This window comes from Halobaculum sp. EA56 (assembly GCF_051195075.1).
In the GTDB taxonomy this organism is placed as follows: Archaea; Halobacteriota; Halobacteria; order Halobacteriales; family Haloferacaceae; genus Halobaculum.
The window spans coordinates 271,997-288,544 of the sequence record NZ_JBNTJX010000005.1 but is presented as its reverse complement, the minus strand read 5'-3'; the positions used below and the strand labels follow the sequence as shown (position 1 = coordinate 288,544).

General features: G+C 73.5%; 14 protein-coding genes and 1 pseudogene. 10 read left to right on the top strand and 5 right to left on the bottom strand.

The window, feature by feature from the left end; all coding sequences use genetic code 11:
* The first annotated feature begins 112 nt into the window (after positions 1–112).
* The 5 genes from ACQUQ1_RS11125 to ACQUQ1_RS11105 are packed head-to-tail and all read left to right on the top strand — an operon-like array spanning position 113 to position 7,788.
* Positions 113–1,294: an alpha-1 4-glucan-protein synthase gene (locus tag ACQUQ1_RS11125; RefSeq protein WP_435064367.1), complete on the top strand. Its 1,182-nt coding sequence runs from the start codon at positions 113–115 to the stop codon at positions 1,292–1,294.
* Positions 1,287–2,525: an extracellular solute-binding protein gene (locus tag ACQUQ1_RS11120; protein ID WP_435064366.1), complete on the top strand. Its 1,239-nt coding sequence runs from the start codon at positions 1,287–1,289 to the stop codon at positions 2,523–2,525. Before ACQUQ1_RS11125 ends, ACQUQ1_RS11120 begins: the two co-directional genes overlap by 8 nt.
* Before the next feature lie 18 nt (positions 2,526–2,543).
* On the top strand, positions 2,544–4,202 hold the full coding sequence (locus ACQUQ1_RS11115; RefSeq protein WP_435064365.1) for an ABC transporter permease: 1,659 nt from the start codon (positions 2,544–2,546) through the stop codon (positions 4,200–4,202).
* The gene (locus ACQUQ1_RS11110; RefSeq protein WP_435064364.1) at positions 4,195–5,496 is read left to right on the top strand and encodes an ABC transporter ATP-binding protein; all 1,302 of its coding nucleotides are present in this window, start codon (positions 4,195–4,197) and stop codon (positions 5,494–5,496) included. Before ACQUQ1_RS11115 ends, ACQUQ1_RS11110 begins: the two co-directional genes overlap by 8 nt.
* Positions 5,497–7,788 (top strand): ArnT family glycosyltransferase, encoded by a 2,292-nt coding sequence (locus tag ACQUQ1_RS11105; RefSeq protein WP_435064363.1) that lies wholly within the window; start codon positions 5,497–5,499, stop codon positions 7,786–7,788.
* A gap of 90 nt (positions 7,789–7,878) precedes the next feature.
* Here ACQUQ1_RS11105 and ACQUQ1_RS11100 read toward each other — a convergent pair.
* The 4 genes and pseudogenes from ACQUQ1_RS11100 to ACQUQ1_RS11085 all read right to left on the bottom strand — a co-directional run.
* A pseudogene (locus ACQUQ1_RS11100) lies at positions 7,879–8,805 on the bottom strand (formate/nitrite transporter family protein); the annotation flags it as partial.
* Between the two features lie 88 nt (positions 8,806–8,893).
* A complete protein-coding gene (locus ACQUQ1_RS11095; protein WP_435064362.1) occupies positions 8,894–9,592 on the bottom strand; it encodes a dolichyl-phosphate hexose transferase in 699 nt (232 codons plus the stop codon).
* A gap of 53 nt (positions 9,593–9,645) precedes the next feature.
* Complete coding sequence (locus ACQUQ1_RS11090) at positions 9,646–10,827, bottom strand: anion permease (RefSeq protein ID WP_435064361.1); 1,182 nt, start codon at positions 10,825–10,827, stop codon at positions 9,646–9,648.
* Between the two features lie 56 nt (positions 10,828–10,883).
* Complete coding sequence (locus ACQUQ1_RS11085; RefSeq protein ID WP_435064360.1) at positions 10,884–11,729, bottom strand: hypothetical protein; 846 nt, start codon at positions 11,727–11,729, stop codon at positions 10,884–10,886.
* A gap of 274 nt (positions 11,730–12,003) precedes the next feature.
* On the opposite strand from ACQUQ1_RS11085, the gene ACQUQ1_RS11080 reads away from it, so the two are divergent.
* The 3 genes from ACQUQ1_RS11080 to ACQUQ1_RS11070 all read left to right on the top strand — a co-directional run bounded on the left by ACQUQ1_RS11080 (position 12,004) and on the right by ACQUQ1_RS11070 (position 13,948).
* On the top strand, positions 12,004–12,816 hold the full coding sequence (locus ACQUQ1_RS11080; RefSeq protein ID WP_435064359.1) for a halocyanin domain-containing protein: 813 nt from the start codon (positions 12,004–12,006) through the stop codon (positions 12,814–12,816).
* Positions 12,817–12,822: 6 nt separating this feature from the next.
* Complete coding sequence (locus ACQUQ1_RS11075; protein WP_435064358.1) at positions 12,823–13,503, top strand: helix-turn-helix domain-containing protein; 681 nt, start codon at positions 12,823–12,825, stop codon at positions 13,501–13,503.
* Positions 13,504–13,564: 61 nt separating this feature from the next.
* Positions 13,565–13,948: a DUF2249 domain-containing protein gene (locus ACQUQ1_RS11070; protein WP_435064357.1), complete on the top strand. Its 384-nt coding sequence runs from the start codon at positions 13,565–13,567 to the stop codon at positions 13,946–13,948.
* A gap of 56 nt (positions 13,949–14,004) precedes the next feature.
* Here the strand turns inward: ACQUQ1_RS11070 and ACQUQ1_RS11065 are convergent, their stop codons facing one another.
* On the bottom strand, positions 14,005–14,364 hold the full coding sequence (locus ACQUQ1_RS11065) for a cupin domain-containing protein (protein WP_435064356.1): 360 nt from the start codon (positions 14,362–14,364) through the stop codon (positions 14,005–14,007).
* 156 nt (positions 14,365–14,520) lie between these two features.
* Here ACQUQ1_RS11065 and ACQUQ1_RS11060 point away from each other — a divergent pair, with 156 nt between their 5' ends.
* Both ACQUQ1_RS11060 and ACQUQ1_RS11055 read left to right on the top strand, forming a co-directional pair.
* On the top strand, positions 14,521–15,201 hold the full coding sequence (locus ACQUQ1_RS11060; protein WP_435064355.1) for a hypothetical protein: 681 nt from the start codon (positions 14,521–14,523) through the stop codon (positions 15,199–15,201).
* Positions 15,198–16,523 (top strand): hypothetical protein, encoded by a 1,326-nt coding sequence (locus ACQUQ1_RS11055; protein ID WP_435064354.1) that lies wholly within the window; start codon positions 15,198–15,200, stop codon positions 16,521–16,523. Before ACQUQ1_RS11060 ends, ACQUQ1_RS11055 begins: the two co-directional genes overlap by 4 nt.
* Positions 16,524–16,548 lie beyond the last annotated feature (25 nt).

The window sequence follows — 16,548 nt, the reverse complement described above, 5'->3', positions numbered from 1 at the left end:
GGCGGCGCCGGGTCCGTCCCCGCGATCGCCGGACCAGACCGCGGTAGCCCCGGATTTCGGCCGGCCGAAACATCGACAGGCTTTAGGCGTCCCTAATCGATGTTGGCGGCGAATGAGCACACCGCAGGACATCTGCGTGGTCATCCCGACTATCAGGGAGTACGAGTGTCTCCGGGCGTACGTCGACAACGCGCGCGAGCACGGCTTCGACACGGACCGGCTGTTCTTCGTCCTCGTCACCGAGGACTTCTGTGACACCGCCGACATGCGCGCGATGCTGGAGGAGGAGGGCGTCGACGGGGCCGTCTTCGACGGCAGCGCGCGCGAGGCGTGGTTCGAGTCGCACGACGCCGCCGAGTTCTCCCACCTCGTGCCCGCCGCGAGCCACGCGCAGACGTCCTTCGGGCTGCTGTACATGTGGGCCCACGAGCGCTTCGAGTACGGGGTCTTCATCGACGACGACACCCTCCCGCACCCGGAGGACGACTTCTTCGGGGGGCACATGGCGAACCTCGCGTTCGAGGGCGAGATCGAGTCCGTCAGCTCCGACGAGTCGTGGGTGAACGTGCTCTACCAGTCGGACACCGACCTCTACCCGCGCGGCTACCCCTACGCGGCGATGGGCGAGACGGTCGAGACCGACACCGAGTACGTGGACAGCGTGGTCGCCTCCCAGGGGCTGTGGACGAACGTCCCCGACCTCGACGCCGTGCGCATCCTGATGGACGGCGACCTGCGGGGGCAGGCGGAGACCCGGACGACCCGCGAGGACTTCCGGCGCGACTTCGTCGCCGCCGAGGGGGAGTACCTCACCGTCTGCTCGATGAACCTCGCGTTCCGCCGGGAGGTGATCCCCGCGTTCTACCAGCTCCCGATGGACGACAACGAGTGGGAGGTGGGCCGCTTCGACGACATCTGGTCCGGGCTGTTCCTCAAGCGGGCGGCGGACGTGCTGGGCAAGCAGGTGTACAACGGCGGCCCGCTGTGCGAGCACAACAAGGCGCCGCGCTCGACGTTCGACGACCTCGCGAACGAGGTCGCCGGTCTGGAGCTGAACGAGCACGTCTGGGAGGTGCTCGACGGCGTCGGCGACGACGCCGATTCCTTCGAGGGCGCGTTCGCGGAGATGGCCGACGCGCTCGCGGAGGGCGACTTCTCCGGGTGGAACAACGGCGCGTTCCTCAACCACTGCGGCGAGTACATGCGCGACTGGCTCGACTGCCTCGACCGCGTCGAGGGGGCGGCGACGCGCGCAGCCGCCGGCGAGGCCGCGGAGGTGGTCGCGGATGACTGACGACACGACCGACACCGACATGACCCACGACGACACGCACACGGACGGACGGCGGGCGTACGGGCGACGGAAGGTGCTCGCGGGCCTCGGCGCGGCCGGGGCGGCCGGACTGGCCGGCTGTAACGGCGTCCTCGGCGGCGACGATTCCGGGGGCGGCGGGGGCGGTGCCGGCGGCGGAGGCGCCGGCAACGGTACCGGCGACTCCGTCGGCGCGGCGTTCGACGACTTCCGCGGCTCCGGCCCGCTCGCCTCCGGCCGGGGGCAACTGGGCGGTACCCGTATCGAGGACCTGCCGAACCTCAGCGGCGAGCTGACCGTCTACCTCGGCGGCGGCGAGGGCGGCCTCTACCGCGACCTCGTCGCCCGGTTCCGCGACATCTACCCGGACTTCGACCCGCAGCTCCGCGAGTCCGGCACCGCCGACGCCGCGAACACGATCATCAGCGAGGGCTCGGCGACGCCCGCCGACGTGTTCTGGTCGGTCGACGCCGGGTCGCTGGCGGCCGTCGCGAACGAGGGCCTGACCGCCGAACTGCCGGGCGAGGTCGTGGACCCGGTCCCCGAGGAGTTCCACCCCGAGGACCAGTGGGTGGGGACGGCGGGGCGTGCCCGTGCCGTGCCGTACAACACCGCCGAGCTGTCCCGTGACGACGTGCCCGACAGCGTGATGGAGTTCCCCGAGACCGAGGCGTTCCGCGACGCCATCGGCTGGGCGCCCACCTACGGCGCCTTCCAGTCGTTCGTCACGGCGATGCGGATCATCGAGGGCGAGGAGGCCACCCGCGAGTGGCTCCGGGGGATGCTCGACGCGGGCGTCACCGAGTTCAACAACGAGTTCCTCGTCTCCAACGCCGTCGCCGACGGCGCGCTCGACGCCGGCTTCGCGAACCACTACTACGCGCTGCGGGTCCAGGCGGCCCGCCCGAACGCGCCGATCGACCTGGCGTTCACCAGCGGCGACGCGGGCGCGCTGATCAACGCCGCCGGCGCGGCGGTGCTGTCGGCGAGCCAGAACCAGGAACTGGCGTTCGATTTCCTCCGGCACCTGCTGTCGGCGGAGGCCCAGGAGTTCTTCGCCACCCGGACGTACGCGTACCCGATGATCCCGGGCGTCCCGCCGGTGGGAGGCCTGCCGACCATCGACGAGCTGAACCCGCCGAGCATCGACCTGACCGAGCTGTCGAACATCCAGCCGACCCTCGAGCTGATGCGCGACGTCGGGGTGCTGTGATGCGGGAGGGTCGCTGAGATGAGCTCCGGCGGGGGGTTCGGCCGCGTCCGCGGGCTGGTCGCCGACGGCGACGAGGAGCCCGGGGTGGCGGTCGCGGTCCTCGCCGCGGCGGTCGCGGCGGCCGTGGTGTCCCCGCTCGCGTGGCTGCTCGTCAGCGCCGCGTCGCTGTCGCTCGACGACGCCCTCTCGCTGGTCGCCTCGGGGACGACGACCGAGGTGCTCGCCAACAGCCTCGTGCTCGTCGGGGTCGTCACCGGCGCCTCCGTCGCGGTGGGCGTCCCGCTCGCCGTGCTCACGGTGCAGACGGACCTCCCGTTCCGCCGCTTCTGGACGGTCGTCGCGGCGCTCCCGCTGGTCGTCCCCAGCTACATCGGCGCGTTCGCGTACGTGTCGGCGTTCGGCCCCAGCGGCGCCCTGCCGGACCTGCTGACGCAGTCGGGGCTCGGGTTCGTGACGCCGTACCTCCCGACGGTGTACGGCCTCGGGGGGACGGCGCTGGTGTTGACGCTGTTCACGTACCCCTACGTGTTCCTGACGACGCGCGCGTCCCTGCTGTCGTTTGACACCGCGCAACTGGAGGCGGCGCGGACGCTGAACCAGAGCTACCCCGAGGCGTTCCGCCGGGTGATCCTCCCGCAGATCGCGCCGGGCGTCACCGCGGGGGCGCTGCTGGTCGCGCTGTACACCCTCTCGGACTTCGGGACGCCCGCGATCATGCGCTTCGACGTGTTCACGCGCGTCATCTACGTGGAGCTGAACAGCTTCGGCATCGGACGGGCGAACGCGACGCTGTTGTCGATCCAGCTGCTCGCGGTGACCGCCGTCGTCCTCGCGCTCGAATCGCGCGTCAGCGGCGATACCGCCGCCGGATACGGCACGCCGTCGTCGGCGAGCGCGGTCGTCCCGCTCGGCCCGTTCCGGTGGCTCGCCGCGCTCGTCCCGGCACTGGTGAGCCTGTTCACGCTCGCGCTCCCGGTGGGCATCCTGGCGATGTGGCTCGTGCGCTCGGGGCCGGGGTACAGCGGCGGCGGGCTGGCGTTCCGGGCGGCGTTCGCCACGAACTCGGTGTACGTCGCGGCGCTCGCGGCGGCGGTGACGGTGCTGTTCGCGCTGCCGGTCGCCTACTACGCCGGGCGTTCCGACTCCACCCTCGCGTGGCTCTCCGAGCGGGCGACGTACCTCGGGTACGCGATGCCGGGCGTCGTGCTCGGGCTGGCGCTGGTGTTCTTCTCCAGCCAGTGGCTCCGCGACACGGTGAGCCCGGTGGCGGCGCGGGTGGTGTACCAGTCGCTGCCGCTCCTCGTGTTCGCGTACGTGGTCCGGTTCCTGCCGCAGGCGGTGGGCGCGACGCGCTCGTCGGTTCTGGGCGTCGACCGGGACCTGGTGGGCGCGGCGCGCCTGCTCGGCGAGTCGCCCGGCGGGGCGTTCCGGCGGGTGACGCTCCCGCTCATCTCGCCGGGGCTGCTCGCGGGCGCCGCGCTCGTGTTCCTCACGACGATGAAGGAGCTCGACACCACGCTCATCCTCCATCCGACAGGGTTTACAACGATAGTGACCTACATCTGGCGAGTTCAGGAGGCCGGCTACTACGGCCGGGCCGCGCTGCCGGCGCTGGTGCTGGTCGCCGTCTCCGGCCTCTCGATGGTGCCGCTGCTGCGATCGAACGACGATGCCTGACGACACAGTACCCCGGGACGGCGACGCGAGCGACACGGAGCCAGCGACCGCCGACGGCGACGCCCGGACGGACGGCGCCCCGCCCGGCGGGGGAGACACGGCCGCCTCGACCGCCGCGCCGGACGGCGGGACGGCCGTGGGCGCGGGGACCGACGGCGGCGACGCGGCCGACGCGGTCGACCCCGTCGTCGTCGCCGACGACGGGGCGTCCCGGTCGGCCGACCGCGCCGAGCCGGACGTGGTCCTGGAACTGGACGGCGTCGTGAAGCGGTACGGCTCCGAGACGGCGGTGTCGGGCATGGACCTGACGGTCCGCGAGGGCGAACTGGTCACCCTGCTCGGCCCCTCCGGGTGCGGGAAGACGACGACCCTCCGGCTCGTCGCCGGGCTGGAGACGCCCACCGAGGGCACCATCTCGGTCGGCGGCGAGGTCGTCGCCGGCGAGGGGTCCGTCGTCCCGCCGGAGGAGCGCGACGTGGGGCTCGTGTTCCAGGAGTTCGCGCTGTTCCCCCACCTCACGGTGGCGGAGAACGTCGCCTTCGGGCTGGAGGACCCGGACTCCGCCGAGGCCGACGAGCGCGTGGCCGACCTCCTGGACCTGGTGGGCCTCGCCGACTACGGCGACCGCTCGCCGGGCGACCTCTCGGGCGGGCAGCGCCAGCGCGTGGCGCTCGCGCGCTCGCTGGCGCCGGAGCCGGACGTGCTCCTGCTGGACGAGCCGTTCTCGAACCTCGACGTGAGCCTCCGGGTGCGGATGCGCGAGGAGGTGAAGCGGATCCTCGAGGAGGCGGGCGTCACCGCCGTCTCCGTCACCCACGACCAGGAGGAGGCGCTGTCGCTGTCGGACCGCGTCGCCGTCGTCAACGACGGCGCCGTCGAACAGGTGGGGACGCCGGGCGAGGTGTTCGAGCACCCCGCCTCGCGGTTCGTCGCCTCCTTCCTCGGGCAGGCGAGCTTCCTCCCGGCGCGCGTGACCGGGGACGGCGTCGAGACGGCGGTGGGCTCCTACGACCGCGACCGGCTGAAGGGGCTCGACGACGCCTACGTCGGGACCGGCGTCGACGTGCTCGTCCGGCCGGACGACCTGCGGGCGACGCCGGTCGCCGAGGGCGACGCCGACGGCGAGGTGATCCGCCGACAGTACACCGGCCCGTCGTTCGTCTACCACGTCCGGCTGAACGACGGAACGGTCGTCAGGTGTCTCCACAACCACACCGAGGAGTTCGCGGTCGGCGAGCCGGTCGCGGTGACGCTCGTCGCCGACCACGCGCTCGCGTGGTACCCGGCGGAGTAGATGTCGGACCGGTCACCACCCGAGGGGGGCGACGCCCGGGGGGCGCGGCGTTCGTCGCCCGTCGGGGCGCTCCCCGAGCGTGTCGGGTCGGTCGACCCGGCCCGCGTCGGCGCCGGGGTGCTCGCGCTCGCGGGGGCCCTCGTCGCCCTCGTCGTCGCCGGCGAGGTGTTCCCGTTCCGCTCGCTCAACCACGACGAGGGCGTGTACCTCCAGCAGGCCGAGCTGCTCCTGGCCGGTCGGTTGTTCCTGCGCCCGCCCGTCGAGGACGCCTTCCGGCCGTGGTTCTTCGTCGAGAGCCCGCGGGGGCTGTACTCGAAGTACGCGCCCGTCCCGGCGGCCGTCTTCGCGCTCGGTCGGCTCCTCGGGGGCTACACGGTCGCGCTGGCGGGGATCGCGGCGGGCCTCGTCGCGGGCACGGTCGCCCTGGGGCGGGAGCTGTTCGACGCGCGCGTCGGCCTGCTCGCCGGCGTCCTCCTGCTCGCGACGCCGCTGTTCGTCGTCCACGCCGGCGTGTTCCTCCCGTACGCGCTCACGACGGCGCTGAACGTCGCGTTCGCGGTGTCGTATCTCCGGGGCGAACGTCGCGGGAGCCGGCGAGACGCGACGCTCGCGGGCGTCGCCGTCGGCCTCGCGTTCTTCGCGCGGCCGTACACGGCCGTGCTGTTCGCGCTCCCGTTCGTCGCACACGCGGTCGTCACGCTCGCCGCCTCGGGCGCGTGGCGCGTCCCCCTCGCGGCCGCAGGTCTCGTCCGATCGCCCGCGAACGGGCACGCGCGGGGGCTGTTCGTCCGCCGCGCCGTCACCGCGGCGCTGGGGAGCGCGGGCGTGCTGGTCACGCTCGGCTACAACGCCGCGGTGACGGGCGACCCGCTGGTGTTCCCGTACCTCGCGTTCGCGCCGGAGGACGGCGTGGGCTTCGGCGAGCGGGAGATCCTCGGCCACGAGGTGAACTACACCGTCGACCTCGGGGTCGAGGCCAACCGGATCGTCCTGGACACCCTCCTCACCGACTGGGTCGTCGCCGGATCGCTCGGCGCCGCGGCGGCGGCGGTCGGCGTCGCGCTCGCGCTCGCGGGCCGGGGCGTCCCGGGACCGGACAGGGGCGCCCCGGGGTCCGCTCGGCGCGCGCCCGGCGGGCGCGTCCGGCGCGGCCTGCTGGCGGCGACGTTCGCGACGGTCGCCGCCGGCAACGTCGCCTTCTGGGGCAACTTCAACGTCCTCGGGGCGCTGGAGGTGCGGACGGACGGCCTGATCTACTATCTCGGCCCGTACTACCACTACGACCTGATCGTCCCGACGGCGGTGTTCGCGGCGGTCGCGTGCGTCGCGCTCGCGGACGGCCTGCGCGCGGCGGCGACGGCCCTCGCGGAGCGGCGGGGTCGGATCGACCCGACACACGCCCGCGCGGTCGCGACGGTCGCGCTACTCGTCGCCGGCGCGGCCGCGGGCGGCGTCGCCGCCGGCGCCGTCGGCGAGACGGTCGAGCGCAACGCCGAGGTGACCGAGGAACTCCGCGCCGGCTACGGCCCGCTCGTGGCCGAGGGCAACGCCGGCGCCGGTGTCCCGCCGGGCTCGGTCGTGTTCCTCCCGACGCCGTACGGCCCGTGGCTCAACCACCCGTTCCAGGCGCTCCGCAACGACCCCGACTTCGACGGCCCCAGGGTGTACGCGCTCGGCGGCGTCCGGGAACTGGCGGTCGCCCGGACGTACCCCGACAGGGACCTCTACCGCTACGTCTACACGGGAACGTGGGTGCCGACGGACGGCTCGACGGTCCGCGGGGGGATCCGCGAGGTCGAGCGCGTCGCCGGCGACCGGATATACCTGAACGCGACGCTCGGCCGCCCCGCCTCGGTCGAGGGGACGACCGTCCGCGTCACCGGCGACCGCGGGTCGACGTACCTCGTCGCGACCGACAGCGGCGGCCCGCTGTCGCTGTCGCTGGTCGTCGAGGGCGACGAACTCCGGGTGTCGGGCGAGGGGCTCGTCGTCGCCGGCGGCGGGGACGGGGGCGGTGCCGAGAACGGAGGCGACGAGGGAGGGGCCGCGACCCTCCCGCTGGACGACGGCGACGAGATCGAGGTGGAGGTGTTCGTCTCCACCGGGCCCGCCAGCGGGTACAGCTACCGGCTGTCGTTCCCGCTGGAGCGGATCGACGGCACGGTCCGGGCGCTGACCGCGACCGCCGAGCGGTGCCCGGTGCCGACGCGGTGTGTCCCCGACGGCGTCGGGGAGTCGCCGCCGGACCGGGGGATCGACGTGACGTTCTCGAACGGGACGGCGACGAAGTGAGGGAGGGGCGCGGGAGGACCCCCACGCCGGCCGCCCGTCGACCGCCGACCGTCCGTCGCCGGTCCGTCAGTCGTCGTCGCCTGGACGGCTCGGCACGTACGACCGCCCGGCGCGTTCGCCGAAGACGAGTTCCCGCGGGGTCAACTTCCGCTCGGTGCCGTCGGAGCGGGCGATGTCCAGGCGCTCCTCGGTCGTCTGGAAGTAGTTGACGACCGTGACGAGGAGGACGCCGCCGATGGTGTTCCCGAGCAGCACCGGGAGGACGAACCCGAGCATGACGGGGGCGACCGCGGCGGCGCCCGTGAACACGAGGTACAGCGCCTCCGTGAACGAGACGACGACGTGAAAGAGGTTGCCGAACGGCACCGCGAGGAAGGAGACGTACACGATCAGCACGCGCGAGACGTTGTCGCGGACGGCGTACATCAGCCAGACGACGCCGGCGACGATGAGGCCGGCGAAGACGGCCTTGAAGAAGAGGTCCCAGAACGGCGTCCCGACGCCCTTCTCGGCGAGGTACGTTGCCGCCGCCGCGCTCTCGGCCGAGAGCACGCCCGTCCGTGCGAGCACGAGCGCGCCGAGGCCGCCGCCCGCGAAGTTGCCCGCGAGGACGAGCCCCCAGATGGTCAGGAGTTTCGGGACGCTTATCAGCCGCTCCAGGAGGAGCACGACCGGCGGGAGGGTGTTCTCGGTGTACAGCTGGTAGCCGCCGAGGATGATGAACGTGAACCCCAGCGGGTACAGCAGGGCGCTGGCGATCGGGTCGCGGTCGGTCGCGGCCGTCAGCGACGCGTACAGGAGGTACGTGACGGTGATCGAGAAGCCCGCCGCGAGCGCGCTGAAGAACAGCTCGCGCGCGCCGGTCGTCGCCTCCTCGTCGGCGACGGCGACGATCCGCTGGAACACCTCGTACGTCTCGAACTGGTCGCGCACCACGCCGCCGACGGCCGGCGCGCCGCTGCGCGAGTGCTCGATGGCGTCGCGGACGCTCTCCTCGCCGCTCCGCTCGTCTCTCATGGACGCTCACAGCCCCGGGGCCGGCAAAAAGCCCGTCGTTCCGGCGACGCGGCGGTAGACGCCTCTCGAAGACGGGGCGGGCGCGGCGCTACCGGAGCGCGCGGACCCGCTCCTCCAGACAGCACTTCAGGATCGACTTGCCGATCTCGGCGCCGCCGGAGAACGGGTCGAGCTTCGTTTCCCCGAGGCGTTCGTCGTACTCGATGGGCTCCTGGCGGACGCGGTAGCCGCGCATCGCGGGGCGGATCAGCAGTTCCGCGGACAGGCCGGTGTTCTCGGTCCACCGGACCGACTCGATCACGTCCTCGTGGTAGGCGCGCATCCCCGTGGTCACGTCGTGGAGGCGCTCGCCGCCGAGCAGGCTGGCGGTCGCGGCGAACACCCTGTTTCCGAGGCGGTTCAGCGGCGGCATCGTGTCGGCGCCGTGGTAGAGGCGGTCGCCGCTCACCACGTCGTACCCCTCGTTCACCAGGTCCAGGAAGTCCGGGATCCGCTCCATCGGGTACGTGCCGTCGCAGTCGGTGGTGACCCGGACCGGGTTCGACGCCTCCAGCAGCGCGCGCCGGACCGCCGCGCCGTACCCCTTCGGCGGCTGCTTCACGACGCGAGCCCCGCGGTCGCGGGCGATGTCGGCGGTCCCGTCGTCCGAGCTGTCGACGACGACGACCTCCGCCCGACCCTCGGTGGCCGCCTCGATGTCGTCCAGCACCGGGCCGATCGCCTCCGCCTCGTTGTACGCGCCCATGACGACGCTCACGTCGTCGAGGTCGTACGGCCGTTCGTCCATACCGGAGGCTGCCGCCGAGCGGTTTTAGGTCTGCCGAAAGGTTTCGAGTCCCGTCAGAAGAACGGGGCGTACCGGAAGGTGAGGAACGCGCCGACCGTCGAGATGAGCGGGACGACGTTCTGCATGAGGACGACCCGGGCGGTCGTCGCGGGGTCGAACAGCTCCCCGGGGGTGGGGATGTCGGAGGGGTCCTCCTCGCCGATGGGCGGGGCGGGGTCGCCGTCGCCGTCGGCCGCGAGCGCGTGGACCGACACCGGCGGCGTCTCCTCCGCCTCGCCGCGGACCGCGTCGGTGACCTTGATCGGCCGCGTCGCGCGCCCCCAGCCGAGGCCGACGATCGACATCGTCGCGATGACGACGAAGCTCGCAGGGATACCGATGAACGAGAGGAACACGACCAGCGCCGCGCTCACGGTGGCGACGACGATGGCGGCCGTCAGCGGGAGGTCGGTGATGTCGCTGCCCATCGTCTCCAGCGTCCGCCGCGCGATGGTGAACGCCCCGATCCCGACCGCGAGCCCGCCGATGAGGATTCCGGGGTTCATCGCGAGCTCGCCGGACCCGACGAGCGGCGCGATGGCGTTCGCGATGTTGGAGGTGCCGGAGCTGAACGCCATCAGACAGCCGATCACGACGACCGAGACGACGCCGATCGCCTCCCTGTTGCTGGCGTCCTCGCGCACGGAGACCGTCGGGAGCAGCCCGTCCGATCGGTCGACCTGGAACACCGCCCCCTCGGTCTGGTCCATCGCGAGGAGGCGGTCCAGCCGGCCGTAGAAGTACCGCCCGATGACCAGCGACACCCAGAAGCCGATCACCGGGGCGACGATCCACCAGATGACGATGCCGCCCATGACCGCCCAGTCGAGCGCGCCGTTGGCGACGCCGAGGCCGGCGATAGCGCCCACGGCAGTCATCGACGTCGAGGCCGGGACGCCGAAGACGTTGCCGACGAACAGCGCGAGGCCGATGAAGAACAGCACGCCGATGCTCGTCTCCAGCGTGAAGACGCCGGGGCTCGTGACGAGGTCGGACCCGAGGGTGTCGACGACGCGCCTGCCGATGGTCCACGCGCCGAGGAAGAAGAACCCGGTCATCAACGCCGCCGCCGTGGACTTGGACACCGCGCCGGCGCCGACGGCCGGCCCGAACGCCGGCCCCGTGGTCGATCCGCCGATGTTGTAGCCGACGAACATCGCGACGAGCACCCCGACGAAAAGAAGGACCTCGGCCATATTACCGGTACTAATTCCCGGGGGCCTAAGTACCTGTTCTCTCGTCCGGTGCGGGATCAGTTCTCGGAGTCGTCCCCGCCGTCCTCGTCGCCCTCGCCGTCCGTCCCGTCCCCGTCGGCCGCGGCCTTCCCGTCGAGCTGTTCGTCGACCGTTTCGTCCACCTTCTCCTCGACCCGTTCTTCGACCTTCTCCTCCACCGTCTTCTCGACGGTCTCTTCGACGGTCTCGCCTACCTTCTCCTCCACCGTCTTCTCGACGGTCTCTTCGACGGTCTCGCCCACCTTCTCCTCCACGGTCTCGTCGACCGTTTCCTCGACAGTCTCCCCGACCGTCTCGTCCACCTGCTCGCCCATCTTCTCCTCGACCGTCTTCTCGACGGTCTCGCTGACGGTCTTCTCGACCGCCTCGTCCATCTTCTCCTCGACCGTCTTGTCGACCGTGTCCGCGACGGTCTCGCCGACGGTCTTGTCCACGGTTTGTTCGACCGTCTTGTCCACCGTTTCCTCGACGGTCTTGTTCACCGTCTCCCCGACCGTCTTCTCGACTGTCTCGCCGACAGTCTCCTCGACGGTCTTCTCCACGGTCTCGTCCATCTTCTCCTCGACCGTCCTGTCCACCGTCTCCCCCACGGTCTTCTCGACGGTCTCGCCGACGGTCTCCTCGACGGACTCGTCGACCGTGTCGGCGACGGTGTCCTCGACGGTCTGGCGGACCTCGGTGGTCATCCACTGCGGGTCGAACCGCGCCATCTTCCAGGCGATGTGGATGACGAACGAGAGGATGACGCCGAGGCCGAAGGCGACGCCGACGTCCGTGCCGAGCACGAGGATGAGCCCGACAGCCACGGCCAGCAGCAGCCCGTAGGTCAGATCGACGACGGAGTCGACGCGGCTCGGGTTCACGCTTCCTCGCGGCCCGCGTCGGTGGTCGTCGTCGACTCCGCCGACGTCCGCAGATCCCGGCGCTCGGGGAAGGATACGTCCATACGGGTAGTGGTGTCTCGTCGGGGTTAAAGCCGTGTATCGACGCCTGCCGGCGAGGACGCCGACACGCGCCCGGGTCGACTCGCCGGTCCCGTCGCACCGCCGCACCGCCGCGCGCGACGGGACGGGCGGTTCCCAGTCGCTGGGAACCACCTCCCCCGCCCTTTTCCGACGGTTCCCTACGCGAACATGTATGACGGACGCTCGAACACCATCGGTGTCGCGGCGGACCGTGCTCCGGACGACCCTCGCGGGCGGGATGGCGGCCGCGGGCGGCGCGGCGGCGGCGCCGGCGGCCGCCCAGTCCTCCGGCGGGCTCGCCGAGTGGTTCTCGAACACGAGCAACTACGACGGCGTGGTCGACGAGACGGGCGCCGGGGAGGTGACCGTCGAGGTGGGCGTCGAGGCCAACGGCGGCGCCTTCGGCTTCGGTCCCGCCGCGGTCCGCGTGGAGCCCGGCACGACCGTCGTCTGGGAGTGGACCGGCAACGGCGGGTCGCACAACGTCGTCGCCGAGGACGGCTCCTTCGAGTCGGAACTCGTCGGCGAGGCGGGACACACGTTCAGCCACACCTTCGAGGAGTCGGGCGTGTTCAGGTACGCCTGCACCCCCCACAAGGCGCTGGGCATGAAGGGCGCCGTCGTCGTCGGCGACGTCGAGGTGGGCGGCTCCGGCGGGGACGACAGCGGCGGCAGCGACGGCGAGTCCGCCGGGGGCACGGCCCCGGCGACGGACCCCGCCGGTGAGGGGAACGAGTCGGCCGGCGGGGCCGCGGACGGCGCGAGCGGCGGCGACGGGGGCGGCGGCGCGGGCGACGCCCCCGCGTGGCTCCTGTTCGGCGGCGGCGTCGGCGCCGCGCTCTCGCCGCTCGTGTTCGGCCTGTTGCTCCTGTTGTTCGGCGACGACTCCGGCGGGGCGGACCGCACCGACAGGGGCGCCGGAGGCGGCTACCGGGCCGACGGCGGGGCGGGCCCGGCGACCGGCCGCGACGACGGGGCGAGGTGATCGGCGATGGCGCGCGCCCGACTCGAGGTAACGCTCCCCGACGACGTGTGGGTCGGACGGGTGACCCGCTCGCACCCCGAGGCGACGCTGTCGGTGCTGTCGGTGCTCCCGACCGACGAGGGCGGCGTCGCGCTCATCAGCCTCCGGGCCGACGACGCGCCGGCCGTCGTCCGCGACATCGAGGAGGCCGACGGCGTCGAGGAGGTGGAGCTCCAGCGGGCCGCCGAGGACGTCCGCGAGGCCGTCCTGCGCGTCGAGACCACCGACCCACGGCTGCTGATGCCGCTGCGCGACTCGCGGCTCCCCGTCGAGCACCCGGTGGTCGTCGCCGACGGGACGGCACAGCTCACCGTCGCGGGCTCGCGCGACCGGCTCTCCGCGCTCGCGACGGCGCTGGAGACGATGGGGTTCGACTACAGCGTCGGCTACGTCCACGACGCGCTCGACGCCGAGGACCTCCTCACGGACGGCCAGCGCGAGCTGCTGACGGCGGCCATCGAGGCGGGGTACTACGACACCCCGCGCGAGACGACGCTGACGGAGCTTGCGGACCGCCAGGGCATCGCCAAGTCGACCGCGAGCGAGCGGCTCCACCGCGCCGAGGGGAAGGTGATCAAGCGCTTCGCCGAGGACGCCCTCGACGTGGACCCCGAGCGCTCGCCGCTCGCGCCGGCCGCCGGGGGCTGACCGGGCCGGCCCCCGACGACCGACCGTCACGCCCGGACGCCACGGCAGCCAGACCGACGCCATGACCGACTCCGAGCCGGACGAACCCACGTACGAGGGCGAACAGGGCGACCGATCGACCGCGGAGGCGTCGTCCGGCGACCCGCCGTGGGGCGTCGACCCGACGGACGCGTCGTCCGTCGACGCGCTCGACGCCGAGCTCCTGGAGGCGCTCGGCGTCCCCGAGGGGCGGGCCGCAACGGGGATCGACGTGCGCGAGGCGCCGCCTCCGGAGCCGCTCACGCGGACGCTGGAGACGCTGGAGTCGATTCCCGACGCGACGGTGCTGCTCCAGCGCAACGACCGCGTCCCCGTCCACCTGTTCGACCAGCTCGACGAGCGGGGATACCGCCACGCGACCGCCGAGCGAGCGGACGAGGTGCTCACCGCCATCTGGCGGGAGTGAACGGCCTGTCGACGTCCGTCCGGTCTACTCGGGTCCGCAGGGGGCCGCGTGACCCGTCAGTTCTCCTCCTCCGCCTCGCTCAACACGACCAGCGCCGCGCAGTCCGTCTCCGCCTCGACGGCGACGCCGTCGCCGCCGTCGAACCGGGCGACCGACCCGGCGTCGAGCGTCCGTTCGCTCCCGGCGACCGTCACCGACGCGGTCCCGGACCGCACGAGGAACAGCACCCGCGTCCCGGGGTGCTCGTGCTCCGGGATCGTCTCGCCGGCGTCGAGCGTCACCGACACGACCCGCGGGTCGCCGCCGAGGACTGGCGTCCGCGGGCCGCCCCCGTCGGCGTCCGCCCGCTCCGGGTCGCCGAGCGTCGCGACCTCCACGCCACCGTCCGCGTTCGCCTCGGAGAGATCCGTCGTCATCACCCGATCCTCGGGTCCGCTCCACACTCGGCGTTGTCCCGAACGCGTTCGCGTGGGCGCCCCACGCCCGCCTGCTCGGGTGGCCGCGAGCGCCCGCGGGCGCCGGCTGAACATCTTCGGGACGACCGACAGGGGGACGGGGACCGTAGTACGGGTATGTTCGACCTGCCGATCGGCGGCGACGACGCGGACGACCCGGAGGACCTGGACGGCCCCGACGGCACCGGGACGGAGGGGACCACCCGCGACCCGAGCGCCGACCGGAACGCCGGCGGCGACGTCGCCGCGGGCGCGACCGCGACCGGTCTCAGCGACGACCGCGACGGGGACCGCTTCGACCCCCCCGAAGCGTTCGTCCCCGAGTCGCTCCCGGACCCGGGGCCGTTCCTCTCGGCCGGGGACGCGACGGTTCTGACCGGCGAGGACCACGTCTCGGTGCGCGACACCGCCCGCGAGCTGTTCGGCGAGCGCGGCGTCCGCGACGCCACGTTCGGCTACGTGCTGACGAAGCTCGACCGCGACCGGAACCACCCGGACGCGGGGTTCCGGTACGCCCGCGACGGCGACCTGCTGCGCGTCGAGTTCACCCCGACCACCGGGTTCTGCCCGCAGGGCGGCGCGCTCGCGACGGCGGCGTTCCGCGCCTGGAACGCCGACCCCGACGCCCACGAGTTCGACCACGTCGCGGTCAGGGTCTCGCCGTCCTACCACGCGAGCGAGTCGGTGAACGAGCGGCTCGCCGAGGCCGAGGAGACGCTGCGTGAGACCGGTCGCCTCCCCTCGGGGGACGGGACCGAGGGCGGGAACGGCGTCGCCGAGGGGGTGACCGAGCCGTGAGCCTCCCCGGCGGCGCGGCCGTCGCGGGCGGCGGGAGCCGGGGCCCGTCGACGGCGGCGACGGTCCGCGGCGCCCTGCTGGCGACGACGCTGTTCCTCGCGTGGGCCGTCGTCGTCGTCGCCGACCGCGCCGGTCTCGCGGGCGGGTTGGCCGGGCCGGCCGCGAGCCACCTGCTGTTCGCGGGGGTGGCCTGCACGGCCATCGCGGCGGCCGTCCCGAAGTTCGTCGCCGTCTGGTCGGACACGCCGCTGCGGCTCGAACGGACGGCGCTGGCGGCGGCACCCCTCGTCGCCGCCGGGACCGTCGGCGTCGCCGGCGGTCTGCTCGGCGGGTCGAGCGCCGCGCTCCTCGCCGGCGGGACGGCGCTGGCGACGGGGCTGTGGGCGCTGGCGGCCGCGACGACGCGCACCCTCGCGGCCGTCCGCCCGTGGGACGCGACCGAGCGCCTGCTCCTGGCCGGGACCTGGAGCCTCGCCGCCGGGAGCCTGCTCGGGCTCGCCGCCGGCGCGGGCCGGGCGGGCGTCGTCGTGACGGTCGCCGGGGTCGGCCTCGCGGGCGCGACGCTCGCGCACGTGACCCTGATGGCGCTCGGGGGCGTGCTCGGGGTCGGCTACGGCGGCGTGTTCCAGCTCTCATCGATGCTGACCGGCGCGCCGGACTCCCGCGCGGCCGACCGGGTCGCCCGCGCCGTCTCGCTGGCCCACCCGGCGGGCGTGCTCCTGCTCGCGGGCGGCCGGCTGGTCGGCGCCGGGGGCGTCGCCGTCGCCGGCGGGGTCGCAGTCGCCGCGTGCGCCGTCGCCGCCGGCGGCGTCGTCGCCCACCGGCTGTGGACCGGCGGCGAGTCCTCGGCGGCGACGCGGCGGTACCGCGCCGTCGCCGTCGCGTTGCCCGCGTGGGGCGTCATCGCGGGGGTGCGGTGGGTCGAGGCGCCGCTGTCGCGGCCGGCGGTGCTCGGCGGCGCCGTCGCCGAGGCGGCCCTGTGGGGCGCGGTCGCGTTCCTCGTCGTCGGCTCGCTGTACCACGTCGGTCCCTTCCTCGTGTGGCTGGAGCGGTACGCCGACCGCCTCGGCCTGGAGCCGGTCCCCGACGTGGACGACCTGTACGACCGGCGGGTCGCCTCCCTCGACGGCGCCGCGCTCGCGGTGGGCGTCGGCGTGCTCGCGGCCGACGCCGCCGGGGCTCCGTCGGTGGTCGGGGTCGCCGGTTCGGCCCTGGTCGCGCTCGCGGCGCTCGGCGTCGCGTACAACCTGGCGCGCGTCGTGACCGAGCACGCGCCCTGGTCGCCCGCGGCGCTCCTCGGCGGGGGCGTCGCCGACAGGTGAGGCGACGGCCGGCCGGTCCGGCCCG